The sequence below is a fragment of the Peptostreptococcus stomatis DSM 17678 genome, from assembly GCF_000147675.1.
In the GTDB taxonomy this organism is placed as follows: domain Bacteria; phylum Bacillota; class Clostridia; order Peptostreptococcales; family Peptostreptococcaceae; genus Peptostreptococcus; species Peptostreptococcus stomatis.
This window is the reverse complement of sequence record NZ_ADGQ01000043.1, coordinates 1-18074: the sequence shown is the minus strand read 5'-3', so window position 1 is coordinate 18074 and position 18074 is coordinate 1. Positions and strand designations below refer to the sequence as shown.

The following is an 18074-nucleotide window of genomic DNA, read 5'->3' as shown; positions in this document are numbered from 1 at the left end:
GAGCAATTTAAATTACACACGAAATTTGATGTGTGTTCACCTTTTTTGTAAAAAATTAGCGTTGGGAGAGAATTTTTCTCTCACCAACGCTAATTTTCACCTTTAGTTATTAATATTCTACCTTATACCAAAAAACCTCTTGGCATTTTCCTTAGTTACTCGACACACCTCTTCGTAGCTTATCCCCCTCTCAAGGGCTATCTTCTGGGCTACATACTTGACCATAGATGGGTCATTCCTCTTCCCCCTATTAGGAGCTGGAGCCATATATGGAGAGTCGGTCTCTATAAACATCCACTCTAGCGGTATATTCTTGGCTACATTTACTGTCTTCCTGTTGTTCTTGAAGGTAACAGTTCCAGGAATCGATATATAACAGCCCATCTTTACATACTCCTTGGCCAGGTCTAACTCACCACTATAGCAGTGAAGAACACAGCCTGTCTCTGGAGCCTTGTACTTTTTAATTATTTCAAAAGTATCCCCATGGGCATCCCTGTCATGGACTATAAAGGGCAGGCCTAGTTCGTTAGCCAACTGAATCTGCCTGATAAACCACTTTTTCTGCAGGTCCCTAGGCGATAGGTCATAGTAGTAGTCCAGGCCTATTTCACCAATGGCTACCACCTTGTCATTTTCCTTGGCCCATTTCTTTAGGGTCTCTATATCATCTTCAGTCATATGTTCTACATCATGTGGATGTACCCCAACTGCTGCATATATGAAGTCATGTTTTTTTGCCAGGTCTATGGCTGTCTTGGATGTCTCCATGTCTGCACCCGGATTGACTACCAGGTCCACATCATTTTCTCTTAAATAGGCTATTAGCTGGTCCCTATCTTCATCAAACCTCTCATCATTTAAATGAGCATGTGAATCAAACAGCATTTATCTCACCTCTGCCCCATCTTTTGCACCAATAGCTTCTGGTATTACCAGGTCATCACCATCATCACCAGCTGCAAGTATCATACCCTGAGATTCTACCCCTCTTAACTTAACTGGCTTTAGGTTGCATACTACTATTACATTTTTGCCAACCATTTCTTCTGGCTTGTACCACTCAGCTATACCTGATACTATCTGTCTCATTTCTGATCCAAGCTTGATCTGTGATACTAGTAGCTTGTCTGCCTTAGGATGCTTTTCACACTTTACAATCTTTCCTACTCTTAGTTCTATCTTTTCAAAGTCTTCTATACCTATTTCTTCCTTATGGTCTAGCTTTACTTCCTGGTCTACTATCTTTTCAGCAAATAGGTCTTCTAGTGCCTTTATTTCTTCTTCAACCTCAAGTCTTGGGAATAGGACCTCTCCCTTTTCTACCTTAGTTCCATCAGGAATTAGACCGAAAGTATCAGTGCTTGCCCAGTCGTATAGGTCTTCCTTACCAGCTATACCAAGTTGATCGAATATCTTTCTAGCTGTTTCTGGTAGTAAAGAAGATATAAGTGTAGATATTAACCTAATAGATTCGCATAGGTTGTATAGAACATGGTTTAACTGGTCCTTGTTTGCTTCATCCTTAGCTAGAACCCAAGGCATTGTTTCATCTATATACTTGTTAGTCCTTCTAACAAACTTCCATAGGCTTTCTAGGGCTTCATGGAACATCAATTCATTCATCTGACCTTCAAAGTCAGCCCTTACTTCCCTATAAGTATCGATTAGGTCCTGGTCAAATTCAGTACCAGCGTCGTTTACAACTAGGACACCCTCATTGTACTTTTCAACCATTGATATAGTCCTGCTTACAAGGTTACCAAGGTCATTGGCCAAGTCTGAATTTATTCTGTTTATAAAGTTCCTGTGAGTGTATGAACCGTCCTGACCAAAAGAGAACTCTCTCAGTAGGAAGTACTTAAGGGCATCTACCCCGTACCTGTCTACCATCTGGCCTGGATATACTATATTACCCTTAGACTTTGACATCTTGTCATCTGCAAATAGGATCCAACCATGACCAAATACCCTCTTTGGTACTGGTATATCTAGGGCCATTAGTAGGGCTGGCCATATAATTGTATGGAACCTTACTATTTCCTTGGCAACCAGGTGGACATCTGCTGGCCAGAACTTCTTGTAGTTTGTATCATCATCACCCTCATATCCTAGGGCTGTAATATAGTTACATAGGGCGTCTACCCATACATATATTATATGCTTTTCATCGAAAGGTACCTTTATACCCCAGTCAAATGAAGTTCTAGTTACTGATAGGTCTTCTAGGCCTGGCTCTAGGAAGTTCTTTATCATTTCGTTTTTTCTGCTCTCAGGCATTACGAAATCTGTATTTTGGAATAGGTCCATCAACCTGTCCTGGTACTTTGATAGCCTGAAGAAGTATGACTCTTCCTTCACTACCTTAGTCTCTCTACCACAGTCTGGACACTTGTTGCCTTCTAGCATCTGTGATTCTGTCCAGAAACTTTCACATGGTACACAATAGTGGCCCTCATATGAACCCTTGTATATTTCTCCCTTTTCATATAGCTTAGTAAATATCTTCTGGATAGCCTTCTCATGTCTTTCTTCAGTAGTTCTGATAAAGTCATCATTAGATATTTCTAGCTTTTCCCAAAGCTTCTTGATTTCTGCTATCTGCTCATCAAGGAATTCTATTTCACTCTTGCCCGCTTCGTGGGCCTTTTTCTGTATTTTTTCCCCATGCTCATCTGTACCAGTCAAAAATCTTACATCATAGCCACAGAACCTCTTAAACCTGGCTATAGCATCTGCTGCTATAGTCGTATAGGCATGACCTATGTGTAGTTTTCCACTTGGATAATATATTGGTGTTGTTACATAAAATGTTGGTTTACTTGTCATAATTAACCTCCTTCAAAGTTCAAAAGTAAATAAAAATCACCCCTATGCAATGCATAGGGGCGAATAATAATCACGGTACCACCCTACTTACTGGCCATCAAACTTTTTAGTCTGTATTTGCTGGAACTCTCCCCCTACAATTTATGAAGAAGTCCCTCCGCCAGTATCTCTTAGATTTAACGCATTCATACGCAGACCCTAACTCTATCAGCTCAGGTCTGAAGCTCCGAGTCCATCTTCACTACTCTTGTATTGTCGGTTTACAGCCACCACCGACTCTCTAAAAATACTCCTGCAGTTACTCTTCTCTTCACAGCCAAAAAATTTTATTAACTTGATTTTACATCAAGGATATAAAAAAGTCAATTATTTATAGGATTGATTTTGCCTGGATTGGCGTAGATAGGATTACTGATGTCCTTGTCCTACCGAAATCCTTTAGGTTGTCTATTACATTTTCCAATTCGTCCATACTTTCAACAATAACCTTGATTAAAGAACTGTCATCACCTGTTATATGGTGACATTCAACTATTCTAGGGTCATTCTTGACAGCCTCGATAAAGGCGTCATAGGCTGTACCCGGAAGCGATACATTTATAAAGGCCTTTATAGCCCTACCCATAGAGTCGGGATTTATAATAGCCTTATAACCTGATATAATTTTGGCCTCTTCAAGCCTCTTAACTCTTTCGGATACTGCCGGTGATGTCAAACCTACGGCTATACCCAGGTCCTTCATTGAAATTCTACCATTATCCTGAAGGATTTCTATGATTTTCGCATCAGTAGAATCCATTCTTTCTTCATAAGATTTTTTTGTCATACTCTCCACCCACTTTACATAATATATTATTTTATTTTCTTAGAAGCAATCATATCTTGCTTCATTTTCCATAGACCTTCTGATAAATCCACCTTATATATGTGAGGATTTTTTATTCTCTTATGCTGGTCCCATAGGCTGGCCAGCTCTTGCCTTGTATATTCAGTAACTTCCTGGATTGTCTTCTTATCTCTTACGCACTTGCCATCCTTAAATAGGGGAGACAAGACCTCTCTCAAGTTGTATTTTTCAAATTTCTTAGTCTTCCATGTATATATAGGGTCAAATATTTCTAAAGTATTTGACTCATCTATTACTTCATCTGCTAGCATGATAAGGTCTGCTTCTGCCTTGCCATTTTCATTGTATATTCTTACAACCTTTTTAAAGCCAGGATTATTTATTTTTTCTGGATTTTCTGATATTTTAATCTTCGGAACCAAAAGGCCTTCAGAATTAGTTGCTGCTGCCAACTTATAGACCCCACCCAATGAAGGATAGTCATAAGAAGTAATCAGCTTGGTTCCAACTCCCCAAGAATCTATCTTGGCCCCCTCCTGCTTTAATGATGTAATCGTATACTCGTCCAGGTCATTTGATGCTGTTATTTTAACATTTTCAAAGCCTGCCTCATCCAGGATCCTCCTTACCTCTCTTGAAAGGTATGTCAAATCACCTGAATCCAGTCTTACACCTAGTGGCTCATGTCCCTTGGCCCTCAACTCATTAAATACTGTTATTGCATTTTTAACACCACTATTTAAAACGTCATATGTGTCAATCAGTAAAAGGCAACTATCTGGATATATATCCGCATAAGCCCTAAAGGCCTCTAATTCTGTATCAAACTTCTGTACCCAACTGTGGGCATGTGTACCTGAAATTGGAACATTGAACATCTTTCCTGTCAAGACATTTGATGTTCCCTTGCATCCACCGATAACTGCTGCCTTGGCACCATATAGGCCTGCCTCTGGTCCCTGGGCTCTTCTCAAACCAAATTCAAGGACTGGGTCTCCTTGGGCTGCATTACATACCCTGGATGCTTTTGTTGCTATTAGAGACATAAAATTCACTATAGAAAGCATAGCTGTTTCGATTAACTGGGCCTGATAAAGTGGTGCCTTTACCACTAGCACTGGCTCTCCAGGGAACATCACTGTACCATCTTCTACAGCATATATATCTCCTGTAAATTTAAAATCCTTTAGAAAACCTAAGAAATCTTCATCAAATAGGTTCAAACTCCTCAAGTATTCCAGGTCTGAATCTTCATAGCGGAGGTTCTGGATGTAATTTACCACTTCCTCAATACCACAGATAATTGTATACCCGCCCTCGCAGACATTTTTCCTGAAAAAAATATCAAACACAGCAGTATTTTCATGTAGACCCTTCTTGTAGTATCCGTTCATCATGGTCAACTGATATAGGTCAGTCAACATCGTTAAGTTGTTAGTCATTTTCCTCTCCTTTTAGCCTAAAGTAGTTTATACTTTATAATCTAAAGTTCGTTTTCACATCTATATTTTATCATAAATAAGATTAAAAAGCTATTTAATTTTCAATAATTTAATTTTTGGCAAATTTATCCTTATATTCATAATTTTGTACGAATGAAAATGTATTCCCTTTTTAATAAGTATTATCCGTTGATTTTTAATATAAAATATAGGTTTACTTCTATATAGGCCCCTTTATTATCAATAAACAAGCATAGAGGGGGACATATGGTCCCCCTCTAAAAATTATATTTTATCTTTGTTATATCTTGTCTATTTCACAAAGGAAAGTGAGTTTATCATACTAGTAGATATAGTGCTTTCACCACCTAGTATTACTGACTGACTTATCTTTCCATTTAACCTATCCTTAATGCTATTTGGTATACTTGTCCTATTGACAAGTAGGATAGGCATTTTTGCCCTGGCAGTAACTGCTCCTGCTGACAAGGCATCTATTGAGTTATATCCATTTGCAAACATAACCTTCTTAGTGCTTGGATATGATTCATCTGCTATGGCCAAGGCAGTCTTAAACCTATCCTGACCTGATAGTCTAGTCTTAGTCTTAGCCCTTACCTGATTTACGACAGAGTCTGAAATAGAGTTAGTGCCACCGACTAGATATACCTGGTCAAGGTTCCAGGCATTAAACTTGGCCTTAGCATTTCCTTCCAGTTCTCCAGACCTAGTCATGATTACTGGTAATCCCTGACTTGTGGCAAGTCCTGATACCGTCAAGGCATCTGCCTCCTTAGAACCATTAATCAGGATGGCCTTAGATACTTTAGTTATATCCTTGACCTCTTGGGCTATCATGGCAGAAGTTTCATACCTGTTATTTCCTGCTAATCTTCTAACGCTATAACCCTTCTTCCTCATCTCGCCTTCTACCTTATGACTAACTGATGAGCTACCTCCAACTATGATTATATTCTTAGCCTTTAGCCTGGATATTTCATTTAGGACGCTTTCATCTGTAGTATCTTTATTTGTCAATAATATTGGTGCCTTATGAGCATTTGCAAATGATGCTGATACTAGGGCATCTGCATTATTTTTTCCACTTGCCAGTATTACAGTATCTGCTGAACTGAAGTATTTTTGGCTAATTTTGGCTGAAGTTTCATACCTGTTGCTACCTGCAAGTCTTTCAGTGTTTTTACCATTAAGGTCTTCATTGCCTGCACCAAAATCTATACCATCTTGGTCACTGATATCTTTAGCATTCGACCAGTCAAATTCTAACATAGCATTCTGTGCACCTGAGCCCTTAACTATTTTATCATAACTACTTGCATTGCTTTGTATAGAGTCCATGGCATCCACATAAACCTTTATATATATTTTACTTTCTTTAGTAGTTGGTCTGTTAAAAGCTATTATTCTTGGGAAATATCTATCCTTTCCATCCATAGCCCTATCAATATATGTTTTATATACTCTAGCCATTTCTGGTTCAGACGACATTGAAGATCCCGGATATATTAACATATCAGTTAAATGTCCATATTTGTTCATGAGAGAAATACCCTTCATGCCCAGGTATATAGTTGACTTACCATCCTTGGTATATACTATCGCTTCCCTATCTATAGCTTTGTCTCCCATAGATGCCTCTTTTTGATTATAAGCTTGGACCATCTTAACTGGTACCCTATATTTTTTAACTTGTTTTTTCTTATCTTCTCCATTATTATCTGAATCACCAGTCTTGTCCTTAGACTTATCACCTATAAGGTTATCACCTCCATTATTAGGATTTGGGTCTTTCTTAATATTTGCTATAGAAAACCTCAATACTTCTCTAGCAGTTAGATAATGTAATTCTGTAGACTTAGGATCATTTATAGTTTTTTTTGCAGAAGATATCGCAGCCTCTACCAAAGACTTTGAATTTCCTGTAACTACACCTGATTTTAGAATTGATTCAGCCAATTCTATATCTTTAATTAAAAGCTCTTTTATTTCCTTGCTTATCTTAGGATTTTCATTTGGTTTTGGCTCATTATTACCTATAGATGAAATATCAAATACCAATCTTGCTGCCTGTGAACCCTTCCATTTATCAACATTAGCTTCATATGGATTTCCACCCGTTGCTATCATACACATTGCATCAACTGCTACTTTTACATTTAAAGTATCTACCAATTTATCACTAACAAACTTATACTCAGATGGGAATTCTCTTTCATTAGAGTATATATCCTTATCCTTGGCCATTCTTGATGGTGAAATTTCTTCACTTAAGTTTGAGTCAAAACCATCCATATACTTTTTCATTCCGAATAAGTGGCCATAGAATGTTCCTGTTCCAAAATTTCTATGTATCCCCTTAAAATTAACAGTATATGTATATTTACCATCCTTATTTTTGCTTATCTTGGCCGTCGGTATAGTAGCCAATGAACCCATTGAAGGTCTGTCCTCATGAGCCATCTTCATTTCAACGGGTACAGTCCATGTGTCCTTATCAACATCAGGATTAGGAGTTGGAACTTCAGGGTCATCATTTTTTATTGATTTGATTTGTCCATAGTCCAATACTAAAACCCCATACTTAAATACATCATCATCAGGTCCATTTCCAAAAAGTCCATTCATAACATCTACAGATATACCAATATATCTCTTAGGATTTTCTTTTTCCTTGTTAAGAGGTATTGAAACTTTAGTAACATAATCTCTCTTTTTGCCATCAAATCCTAGTAAATTTTCTTTCTTAATAACATTTACCTGTTTAGGTTCTCCTAAATCACTTTCTTTCTTTAGACCTCCTGTAGGATCATAGTTATCTGGCTCAAAATAATTTATCTTTATAACCCTTCCCTCTAAGTTAGACATATTTACACTTTTTACATCAAATTCGATATTTTGAATTCCATTTTTTATAGTTAATTTTGCAATTCCTTCAATCGCATTATTACCCATAGATATTTCATTAATGGAGCCAAACATCCTCATTTGAATTGGAATTTCATATATACCATCACTTAGCTTAGGTTGTTTTTTAAAACCATCATATATCATTTCTAGTGAAGATATAGCTTTTCTAATATTTGTACTTGCCTCTTCTTTTTCTTTATCACTCATAGAAGATTTATTTTTTTCAATAGATTCTACTAGTTTATCTAATTTACTCAAACTATCTTCTGTCTTAAGAATTCTAGTTAATTTATTTTTAGAATCAGCAATAGCCTTTTCAAGTTCATAATCTTTTTCATTCTTATTTGCCATCTGCAATTCAAGAATTTGCATTTTTAGTTTATTCAATGCTTCTAAAACTTTTTCTTTTGCTGTATTATCATTGAAGCTTTCATATACTTTTTTAGAGCTATCCAAAAGCTCATTTAACTTTTGGCTTTCATAGTTTTCTTTGCTGCCACTGAGTTTATCCAATATGTCTTTATATTGTTTTTTTAGTTCACCGACATTATCATTAGTAGTTTTCTCAACTAGTAATATATTCCCCTTATAGTCATTAATATCGAATATTAAGTCGACCTTGTTGCCTGATTTTGAAAATACCCCGTCTTTTTCACACTTTTCAATTTTACTAATTTTCCCATCATCAGAAACCCTATATAGGTCAATCTTGTCATTATTTAAGTCAAGAGGGTATAGATTTTTACCTTTATTCAATCTAAGTTGAATAATCCAATTGTAGTGACCTGGTAGTTTTTTATCATTAAATTTTTCACTTAGCCATTGACCATTTTCAATTTTTGCTGGTTCTCCATTAGGGTCTGTAATTTTATAATTTAAAAGGGCAAAATTATTTAATCCACTAGCAATAGCTCCCTTTTTGACCTTTTCATAAAATTCTCCAGAATTTATCCTATTTATATCTAATTTAGAATCATTGTAAACTCCAAATTCCTTGAATTTTAAATCTGGATTTCCTAGATAAGACTCATGTACTTCACCTTCAAAGTATGTTGCCTTCTTTACAAGTCCATCATCATATAATCTTCCAATTTTACAATTGTATGTCAGCGTTTCTGATGGTTCCATACCCTTTTGGAAAGCCTTAACCTTAAGTACAACGGTTCCCCCACTGTAAACAGCATTTGGTAATTCTTGCAAAGGTCTATTTTTACTTCCATATTCCTTCATTTGGTCAAACTCAACCCCAAAGATGCCCGTTTTTTCTTCCCTCATCGATTCTGATTTCTCAGTCGGTTCAGTTCCATCCAAGGTGAATTTGAAGTCTATCCTATTATCCACAAATACGTCTTTAGCATAAAAAGTAAAGTTTAAACCACTTGCCATTTTATTTTTATGTGTGATTGTCTCATCAAAATAATTTACTGAACTCTTGTAACTATCAGAAAAGAAATTTAATAAAGCAGGTTTTTCAACTTTATTTGTCACTTCTTTTTCAGTCTTAAATGCATTAAATCCCTTGATAAGCTCCTGCCTATTCTTATATGTCATAATAGGGAACACATACTTGCTTTCATCCAGTTTAGTTAGAATATTACTTATATTATTAAATACATCACTGTTAATTTTCTTTACATCACTCTTTTTTACTGATACTATTCCGTCAACTGTAAATAAATTATAAGTATCAGAAGTAGACTTCTTTTCACTATTGACTATGGCTTCTAAAAGCTCAATAAAGTCACTAGAATTATCAGCTATTGCATCTAAATAACTGTCATCAAATTTATTGAGTATATCATCTATTTTTAATGTAGATCCTTTTACATCTATATTTTCTGGATATGATTTTTTATCTAAGGAAACACCCTCAAAATTATTATCCTTACCCTTTATTAACTTTACATAACTACTAGCAATGTCTTCAACGTTATCATTTGTAGGAATATTAATCCTTTCTCCATCGGTTAATATAATTGACTTATTTTTTCCCTTTTCACTATCTGATATAATCTGCAAATAGGCTAACTTCATAGCAGCAGATAAGGTCATGAAACCTTCATCCTTTAAAAGCTTAATCATGTCATCAAGTGTTGATATATCTTCACCAAGTATTAAATATTTATTATATTTTTCTTTATTTAATCCAATTTCTTTAACCTGATTTAGAAGAGCTTCTTTATCTTTTTCATCATTGATATTGTCAACCCTTACCTTATTACCATTAGATAAGTATACATACTTGCCCTCTTCATTATTTTCACCTGTTTCACCACTAGGTTTATCTTCAATGTTCAATTTTTCCAAAAGTTCCTCTATTTTGGGTACATCAAATTTCAGTTTATTGTCTCCGAAATTTTCTAGATCAAAGGTATACTTACTATATATATTTTCATCAGTTTCACCACCCCTAAAATGATGTGTTGTTAATATACTTTTAATATATATTGGTTTATTTAATTCATCTGTTGTTAAAGTTAACTCTTTTAGTTCTTGCTTCCATTGTCCAGACTCACTAACACCATTTTCCAAAGGTTGGATATTTCTTATAACCTTGCCATCAATAAGCTTTCCATCACTTTCTTTTAGGTATTGAAAACCACTTTGAGAATATTTTTCCCATTCATTATTACGGAAATTCAATTCCATCCTATAAACTGCTACTGGTAGCTTTACAATGTATTTATCATTGACCTTCTTTACTTTAGCTGTTAAGTGATAGATTCCATTTGAGTACATCTCATTATTACTATATTGGGGAGTTGCATCAAATTCTTCTAATTCACCAACCGGTAACTCATCATCTTCACTCATTTTAGATTTTTTTATCATTCCTATCTCATAATCTATATTTTCTTTTAGGTTTACTTGATTTATATGTGAATTACTAGCATCAGCAAAACTAATAGATGAATATCCCACTAAACTAGTGGTCATCATTGCTAATGCTAAGGTAATAGAAATGACTTTTTTCCCAATTTTAACAATCATTTTATATCTCCAGTTCTATTGATTTAATATGTGCTATATTTTACTGTATGTTAATAAAGTGGCGAAACGATTCATTAATATACTAAAAAATATATTTTTTTATACCTATTTTTTTGTTAACTTAACATAACAAGTAACATTTTTATGTGCCAAACCGCCTGCAAGTTTCATTTTGCAAGATATATTCTTAGTAAGGTAAGCTCCCTTTTGTTCTAAATTTACATTAGTAAAAGAAAAGTCTGGTCCACTTTCATTTTTAACACCATCTATAGTCATTTCAACTATTTCACCTTTTACAAGCATAAATGTCATGCCTTTAGTGTGAAATACAACATTATATCTATCTTTTCCAACCTTTGTAACTGTGGCTGATTTAAAAGCGTTATCTACCTTTCCCTTCATTGGCTGTGTAGTCATATCTTTATTATGATAAACGTTAACAGTATATTCACCATCACCAGCATATGTTGTTTCTGCACTAGCATTACCAACAAAAGTAACTGTCAATCCTAATAATAAAACAAAAGCCGTTACAACTTTCACTAACTTCTTAATATTTGTCATTTCTTTCCTCCTTAATAACTTAATTTTTATCGAATCGTTTTCACCACTATGAGAATTATTTATTGTGCATTTATGCAACAACTGATAACTATTGAACATACAATTGGTATAAATAAGATTTATACTAACCAATGATATTCAATACCATTCTCTTAACTAGTATATCATATTTTTACTGAAAATAAAATTCATTATTTTTAGTTATTTTTTAACTATATTTAGGTTTTCTAAAATCATTGACGCCTAAATCTATTTATAATGCCTACCGCCTATAAATTTAAAACCCTACTAAATAGTGTCACCAATCTCTTCTCCTGTCTTATATTAATATAAACAAAATTTACTTAAGTGAATCTATCAAACTAGTTTTAGTAAAGTATAGGGGTATAAAAAAGAGGCCTTGCCTTGGCTAATCGCTCTTGGGCAAAACCTCGTCTATTCTCTTATCACTTAAAACCACTTATACTTATAAGTCTAGAACTTCCTTGTATACTATATCCTTTTTTAACTTCCTATCCCTGGCTACCCTTTTGATAGCATCTTTTTTTGATAGGCCCTCTTCCATGAGCTTGATGACATAGGCCCTCTCGTCTAAACCATCGTAGCTATCCTTTTTATCAGGTCTTGTTTCATTTGACCCCTCAACTATAAGTATATATTCACCCCTAGGGTCATTGTCCTCATAGTAGGCCCTTACCTGACTTATATTTGACCTCATATATTCCTCATGTTTCTTGGTCAATTCCCTACAAACAGCTATCTTTCTATCACCCAGGACTTCCTCCATGAGTTTTAGACTCTCTTTTAACCTGTGTGGAGACTCGTATATAATCAGGGTCCTCTCTTCGTACCTTATTTCTTCTAGCCTTTTTTTCTTGCTCTTTTTATCCCTATCCAGAAAGCCTTCAAAGGCAAACTTCCAACTAGGTAGACCTGACCCAACCAAGGCAATTACAAAGGCCGATGCCCCAGGTAGTACCTCTATGTCTATACCATGGTCTATACAAAGGGCTACCAGGTCCTGGCCAGGGTCTGAAATGCCTGGCATACCTGCATCACTTACCAGGGCTATATTTATCCCCTCTAGTAGCTTATCTATGAGTATGGGTCCCTTGGTCAGCTTGTTGTGCTCATGGTAGCTGGTAAGGGTCTTATTTATTTCAAAATGATTCAATAACTTTATCGTGTGTCTGGTATCCTCTGCGGCTATTAGGTCGACCTCATTTAGGACCCTTAAGGTCCTATAGGTAATGTCTTCTAAATTGCCTATTGGGGTAGGGCACACATACAGCTTGCCTGCCATATCCTACTTCCTTTCATCTAAGCCTGGTCCTTAAAAACCTGACTTTTAAATGTCTACACTTTGATTAGAATATATTGCTTTCACCTCATCAGTATAGGTCCCGTCTTCATTGTATACGTACAAGGGGCTTAGGACCCTTATCTCTGGTTTTGCACACTTTACATACTCTATCAGGACCATCTTTGGTGCAGAAGCCACCCTTGAGTGTACAAACCTTATCTGCTTGGCTTCTAGCTTGTAGCTTCTGGCTATGGCCAGCATATCTACCAGCCTGTTTGGCCTGTTCACCATAAAGAACTTACCATTTGGCTTGACCAGGTCAGAGGCTACCCTTATTACATCTTCTATATCACATTTTAAACCATGTCTGGATATGGCCTTTTTATCATTTTCATTTATTAGTCCATTTGAATGCATATAGGGTGGATTAGATACTACCAGGTCCATCTGGCCCTTGCCCAAGACTCCTACTGCATCCTTCATGTCCATATTTAGGATTTCTACCCTATCTTCCAGTTGGTTTAATTTAACAGACCTGGAAGCCATTTCAGCAACTTCATCCTGGATTTCAATCCCAATAATCTTACTGGCCGATGACTTGCCTGCCAGCAAGATAGGTATTATACCAGTGCCAGTCCCTAGGTCTACCAGCTTGGCATTTTTCTTGACCCTGGTAAAATTAGCCAGGAGGACAGCATCTATACCAAAGCAAAAACCCTTTGTATTCTGTATGATCCTTAGTCCATTGAACTGGAGGTCATCTATTCTCTCATTTTCCAATAAATTTACTTCCATTGTATTATTCTCTTTCAAGCCTACTTTTCTCTTTCAAGTTTTTTCAATTCTGCCAAGGCTTCCTTGTCCAACTTTTCCTGGTTAGCTTGCTGGCTATTATCCTTCTTTGATGCCTTGATAACCTTATAGTCACCCTCAGCCAAGACTCCTACAGTCTTGTCTTCGAACTCAACCTTTATATTTTCTAAAAGGTGGTTTACATCTATGACCTTACCCTTCTTTTCAGTAAAGAGGTCTTTTACCAACCAGCCTACTGATGGCATTTTCTTGACTGCATCTGCATATCCCTGGGCCTCATATTTTAGGCAGCAGAAAAGTCTACCACATACACCTGATATTTTGGCAGGATTTAGGGACAAGCCCTGGTCCTTGGCCATCTTTATAGATACAGGCATAAATTCTCCTATCCATGTAGAACAGCATAAAGACCTACCACATGGACCTATAGCATTTAATATCTTAGCCTCATCTCTTACACCAATCTGTCTTAACTCTATCCTTGTCTTGAATATGGCAGCCAGGTCCTTTACCAATTCTCTAAAGTCTATCCTTCCATCTGCCGTAAAATAGAAGATCAATTTATTCCTGTCGAATGTGTACTCACAATCGATTAGGTACATTTCCAAGTCATGGTCCTTAATCTTTTCATCACAGATGTCATAGGCTTCCTTTGTCTTAACCTTATTTTCTAGATAAGTTTCTGCGTCATCATCACTAGCAATCCTGATAATTGGCTTTAAGGGGCTAATCAGGTCTTCTTCCTTGACCAGCTTTGGTCTGATTACTACCATACCATACTCTAGACCCCTTGCTGTTTCAACAATTACATCATTACCCGTTTCTATTTTTAAGTCTCCTGGGTCAAAGTAGTATATTTTCCCAGCAGGCTTGAATCTTACTCCTACTATTTTTACCATTAATTTATCACCTCATATATATTTAAAGCCATGGCCTCAATTGTCGTTGCAAAGTGGCAATTTGCTACCAACTTTGTCTGACTCTCATCCAAAATGTCCATTACCTGGCCCAGTTTTGATATGCTGAGCTCCCTGGCTAGTCTTCTTAATAAGTCTAACCTATCATAATTTATAATCAAACCAGGGTCTATCCCCTCTTTCAAGAGTACAATATCCCTTATATAATACCTAAATAAGTCTATCAGGTTAGTATAGTCCTTGGCATAGGCCTTGAAGTTTTCTCCCATCCTAGCCAACTCATACTTGTTTTTATCTATAAATATAATCTCCAAGTACGACTCCAAGTCCTGCCTCATCAACTTGAGGTCTTGACTCTCACATATATCAAGGGCCCTACTTGCACTTCCCCTTGAAAATATACTTGCAACCTGGGCCTGGTCATCATCTATGCCTCTCTCGGACAAGATAGTCCTTATATCCCTACTGGATAGGGGGGCAAACTTGATTTCAAGGCACCTGGACCTGATAGTATCTAATAGGGCCTGGTCATTTCTTGTTACAAGTATTATTATACCATAAGCTGAGGGTTCTTCTAAAGTTTTTAAAAGGGCATTTTGGGCCTGGACAGTCATTTTATCTGCATCATCTATTACAAATATCTTGTAGTTGCCATATGGCTTGATGCTCATATCTCCTATCATATCCCTAATTTGGTCTATTTTTATGCTATTTTCACCCTTTTTAACTCCTATACACTTATAGTCCGGGCTATTTTCCAGCCTAACCCCTAGAAGGTTTTCAGCAAAGTCTTCTGCTATCATCCTTTTGCCAACGCCTTCAGGACCAGTTAATAAGTATGCATTTGTGATATTTCCCATCTCTAGGGCCCTTCCTAATTTGGCCTTAACAGACGCTTGCCCTAGTATCCTTTCAAACATTGGCTACACCATCCTTAAAGATTTTTCTTCTTATACCTTATAGGTTTTGTTTTTCATTCTTTATAGGTATCTTTCTTTTCCCCTACAGATAATTTTTCTTGTTACTTATGGGGCGTTCTTCTCCTACTTATAAATCTTTCTTTTTAGACTCTATAGCAGAAATAACCCTTGTATATATTTCTTCATGAATTTGGTCTACGGACCTCATATTCCTATCTTGGTCAATACACTTGACTATATGCCACTGGTACTTGTCTGCCACAAACTTTGAATTTTCATATGTCTTTACCAGGTAATCCTTATCGCTCTCATGGATATCCTTTTGACTTTCGTTTGTAAACTTGTTCTTCCTGTCCCTAATCAGATCTTGGCTAACATCAACAGGTACATCTAAAAAATACACCTCTCTTGGCCTTGGCAGTTTATATAAGCCGTACTCATACTGGTCTAACCAGTCCAAAAAGCTAGCCCTCTCTTCTATATCATCCATCTTAGAAGCCTGGTGGACCATATTTGAAGTGGTGTACCTATCCGCAATGACAATACCGCCCTCCTGGTAAAAGTCCTCCCATTCAGTCTTGTAGGATGCATACCTATCTGCCGCATAAAAGGTTGATGCTATATAGGCATCTACATCATCCGCCTTCTTACCAAAATCTCCCCTTAGGTACATCTTGACTAGGGCTGATGAGTCAGAGTCGTAGTTGGGGTAGGAAACCTTGATTACCTTATAGCCATCGGCCTTTAGCCTGTCGTATAATAACTTGGTCTGGGTTGCCTTTCCAGACCCATCTGTCCCACTCTCTATTACAAAAACACTTCCCTGCATTTCTTCTCCTCACTTTATAACTTTTATCTTGTCTAAGGTATGGCTTTCCATACCATTAATATCTATATTCATTTCCCTGGCCCTGATCAAAAAATCTATCAATTCTTGGTCTATCACTTCTCCAGGAGCCAGTACGGCTACACCTGGTGGGTATGGTATTACAAATTCACCACCAACCCTACCCAAAGAATCTTCTATCCTGACATCTTCCTTGTCAGCATCAAAGGCCTGGTCTAAATCCATACCTCTTATAGGAATACCAACTGGTAGGTCCAAACTTATAGGCTTACTCCTGTATATAGAGCCTATACTTCCAACCCTGTTTTCTTTCCTACTCTCATTAAGATCTTCGCTAAAATCAACCAAGGCACCAAAGAGTTTTCTTTCTAATATATCCTTCATTGCAAATAGGGTCTTGTCAAAGTCAGACTTAGTATTTGCAATAGTAGTCAAAAATAGTACACCACTATAATTAGCCAACTCCACCTGTATATTATACCTGTGTCTTAGGACTTTTGAAAAGTCATAACCATTGATTCCCTTTTCAATAGTATTTACAAATATCTTGCTAGGGTCACTTGTAGGAAATACCTTATAATCCTTCAAGCCACGCTTAAACCTGTAAATATTATTTATTAGGTTTTGCATTAATACCAGACCACTCTTTTCATATATATCATAGCATATTTCTATGCTCATCAGCATAAGATAGGATGGACTTGAAGTTTCAACCATCGATAGAACACTTGATAGTCTGGCAGTATCCAGCCTATCCCTCCTGTATATCATTAGAGATGTCTGTGTAAGGCTTGGTAGGGTCTTATGAACACTTTGGATAACCATGTCAGCACCACTATATACGGCAGACTTTGGCAAGGTATGACTAAGGCCAAAATGAGCCCCATGGGCCTCATCCACTATAACCAGCATCTTGTTTTCATGGGCAAGCTTGACAACTTCATCTATATCCTGGCTCATACCATAATAACTAGGCCTGGTTATAAATACTGCACTAGCTTGGGGATTAGTCCTTATAGCTTCAATATAAGCCTGACTAGAGGCCCCCATTAGGATATTATTCTCTTTATCTATATCTTCTTTGACAAAAATAGGTTTTACCCTGGCCAGTATACAGGCGTTATAGGCAGACTGGTGACAGCCCCTATTCATAATTATAGAAGATCCTGACTTACAGGCAGTCATAATAGCAGCCTCAATACCAGACGTACTACCATTAACTAGGTATACTAGGTCCAAACCATCCCTGTCCCCTGGATCCATATCAGCAAAAAGTATCCTCTTTGTGTTGTCCTGGGACATCTTTATAATCCCCTTGGCATTGTGAAGGTTATCAGTTCCTGGTATTTCTGTAGTATCTAATTTATATAGTTTATTCATATACTTATCATAGCCTAATTTTTCATAAATCCTACCGTACTTATGGCCCGGCATATGAAAGGATGTCATTTCTGACTTGTATATATAGGTTAATTTTTTGTAGATAGGCATATCCATAAAAGTCACCCCCAAAGTTTTAACTTTTAAAAACCATTGCATATTCGTTATATTAATAAACGTTTCTATTAACTATTATAGCCTCAAATTCACCTCTTTGTATATAGATAATTCAGAAGTTCTTTTTCTATTTATGACTTTTAATATTTACTATTTATCGTTTTTAATATTTACTA

General features: G+C 36.4%; 12 protein-coding genes and 1 other annotated feature. All 12 genes read right to left on the bottom strand.

Annotated features, from left to right (window positions below):
- Nucleotides 1-117 precede the first annotated feature (117 nt).
- On the bottom strand, nt 118-888 hold the full coding sequence (locus HMPREF0634_RS03880; RefSeq protein WP_007789198.1) for a TatD family hydrolase: 771 nt from the start codon (nt 886-888) through the stop codon (nt 118-120).
- Complete coding sequence (metG, locus tag HMPREF0634_RS03875; RefSeq protein ID WP_007789188.1) at nt 889-2829, bottom strand: methionine--tRNA ligase; 1941 nt, start codon at nt 2827-2829, stop codon at nt 889-891. It abuts the gene before it with no gap.
- 52 nt (nt 2830-2881) lie between these two features.
- Nucleotides 2882-3152 (bottom strand) — a binding site (T-box leader).
- Nucleotides 3153-3199: 47 nt separating this feature from the next.
- A complete protein-coding gene (locus HMPREF0634_RS03870; RefSeq protein ID WP_040565733.1) occupies nt 3200-3628 on the bottom strand; it encodes an Lrp/AsnC family transcriptional regulator in 429 nt (142 codons plus the stop codon).
- 53 nt (nt 3629-3681) lie between these two features.
- Nucleotides 3682-5118, bottom strand: a complete 1437-nt coding sequence (locus HMPREF0634_RS03865) for a nicotinate phosphoribosyltransferase (protein ID WP_007789196.1) — start codon at nt 5116-5118, stop codon at nt 3682-3684.
- A 312-nt stretch (nt 5119-5430) separates the two neighbouring features.
- Nucleotides 5431-11037: a cell wall-binding repeat-containing protein gene (locus tag HMPREF0634_RS09965; RefSeq protein ID WP_007789185.1), complete on the bottom strand. Its 5607-nt coding sequence runs from the start codon at nt 11035-11037 to the stop codon at nt 5431-5433.
- Between the two features lie 105 nt (nt 11038-11142).
- A complete protein-coding gene (locus tag HMPREF0634_RS03855; RefSeq protein ID WP_007789180.1) occupies nt 11143-11601 on the bottom strand; it encodes a hypothetical protein in 459 nt (152 codons plus the stop codon).
- A gap of 466 nt (nt 11602-12067) precedes the next feature.
- A complete protein-coding gene (gene rsmI / locus HMPREF0634_RS03850) occupies nt 12068-12904 on the bottom strand; it encodes a 16S rRNA (cytidine(1402)-2'-O)-methyltransferase (protein WP_007789175.1) in 837 nt (278 codons plus the stop codon).
- Nucleotides 12905-12949: 45 nt separating this feature from the next.
- Complete coding sequence (locus HMPREF0634_RS03845; protein ID WP_007789195.1) at nt 12950-13699, bottom strand: tRNA1(Val) (adenine(37)-N6)-methyltransferase; 750 nt, start codon at nt 13697-13699, stop codon at nt 12950-12952.
- Between the two features lie 20 nt (nt 13700-13719).
- The gene (locus HMPREF0634_RS03840; RefSeq protein WP_007789197.1) at nt 13720-14616 is read right to left on the bottom strand and encodes a PSP1 domain-containing protein; all 897 of its coding nucleotides are present in this window, start codon (nt 14614-14616) and stop codon (nt 13720-13722) included.
- A complete protein-coding gene (locus HMPREF0634_RS03835; RefSeq protein ID WP_007789178.1) occupies nt 14616-15554 on the bottom strand; it encodes a DNA polymerase III subunit in 939 nt (312 codons plus the stop codon). The genes HMPREF0634_RS03840 and HMPREF0634_RS03835 overlap by 1 nt, the downstream gene beginning before the upstream one ends.
- Before the next feature lie 127 nt (nt 15555-15681).
- Nucleotides 15682-16383, bottom strand: coding sequence for a dTMP kinase (locus tag HMPREF0634_RS03830; RefSeq protein ID WP_007789186.1), 702 nt, complete (start codon nt 16381-16383; stop codon nt 15682-15684).
- Between the two features lie 9 nt (nt 16384-16392).
- Nucleotides 16393-17898, bottom strand: coding sequence for an aminotransferase class I/II-fold pyridoxal phosphate-dependent enzyme (locus HMPREF0634_RS03825; protein ID WP_007789182.1), 1506 nt, complete (start codon nt 17896-17898; stop codon nt 16393-16395).
- Nucleotides 17899-18074 lie beyond the last annotated feature (176 nt).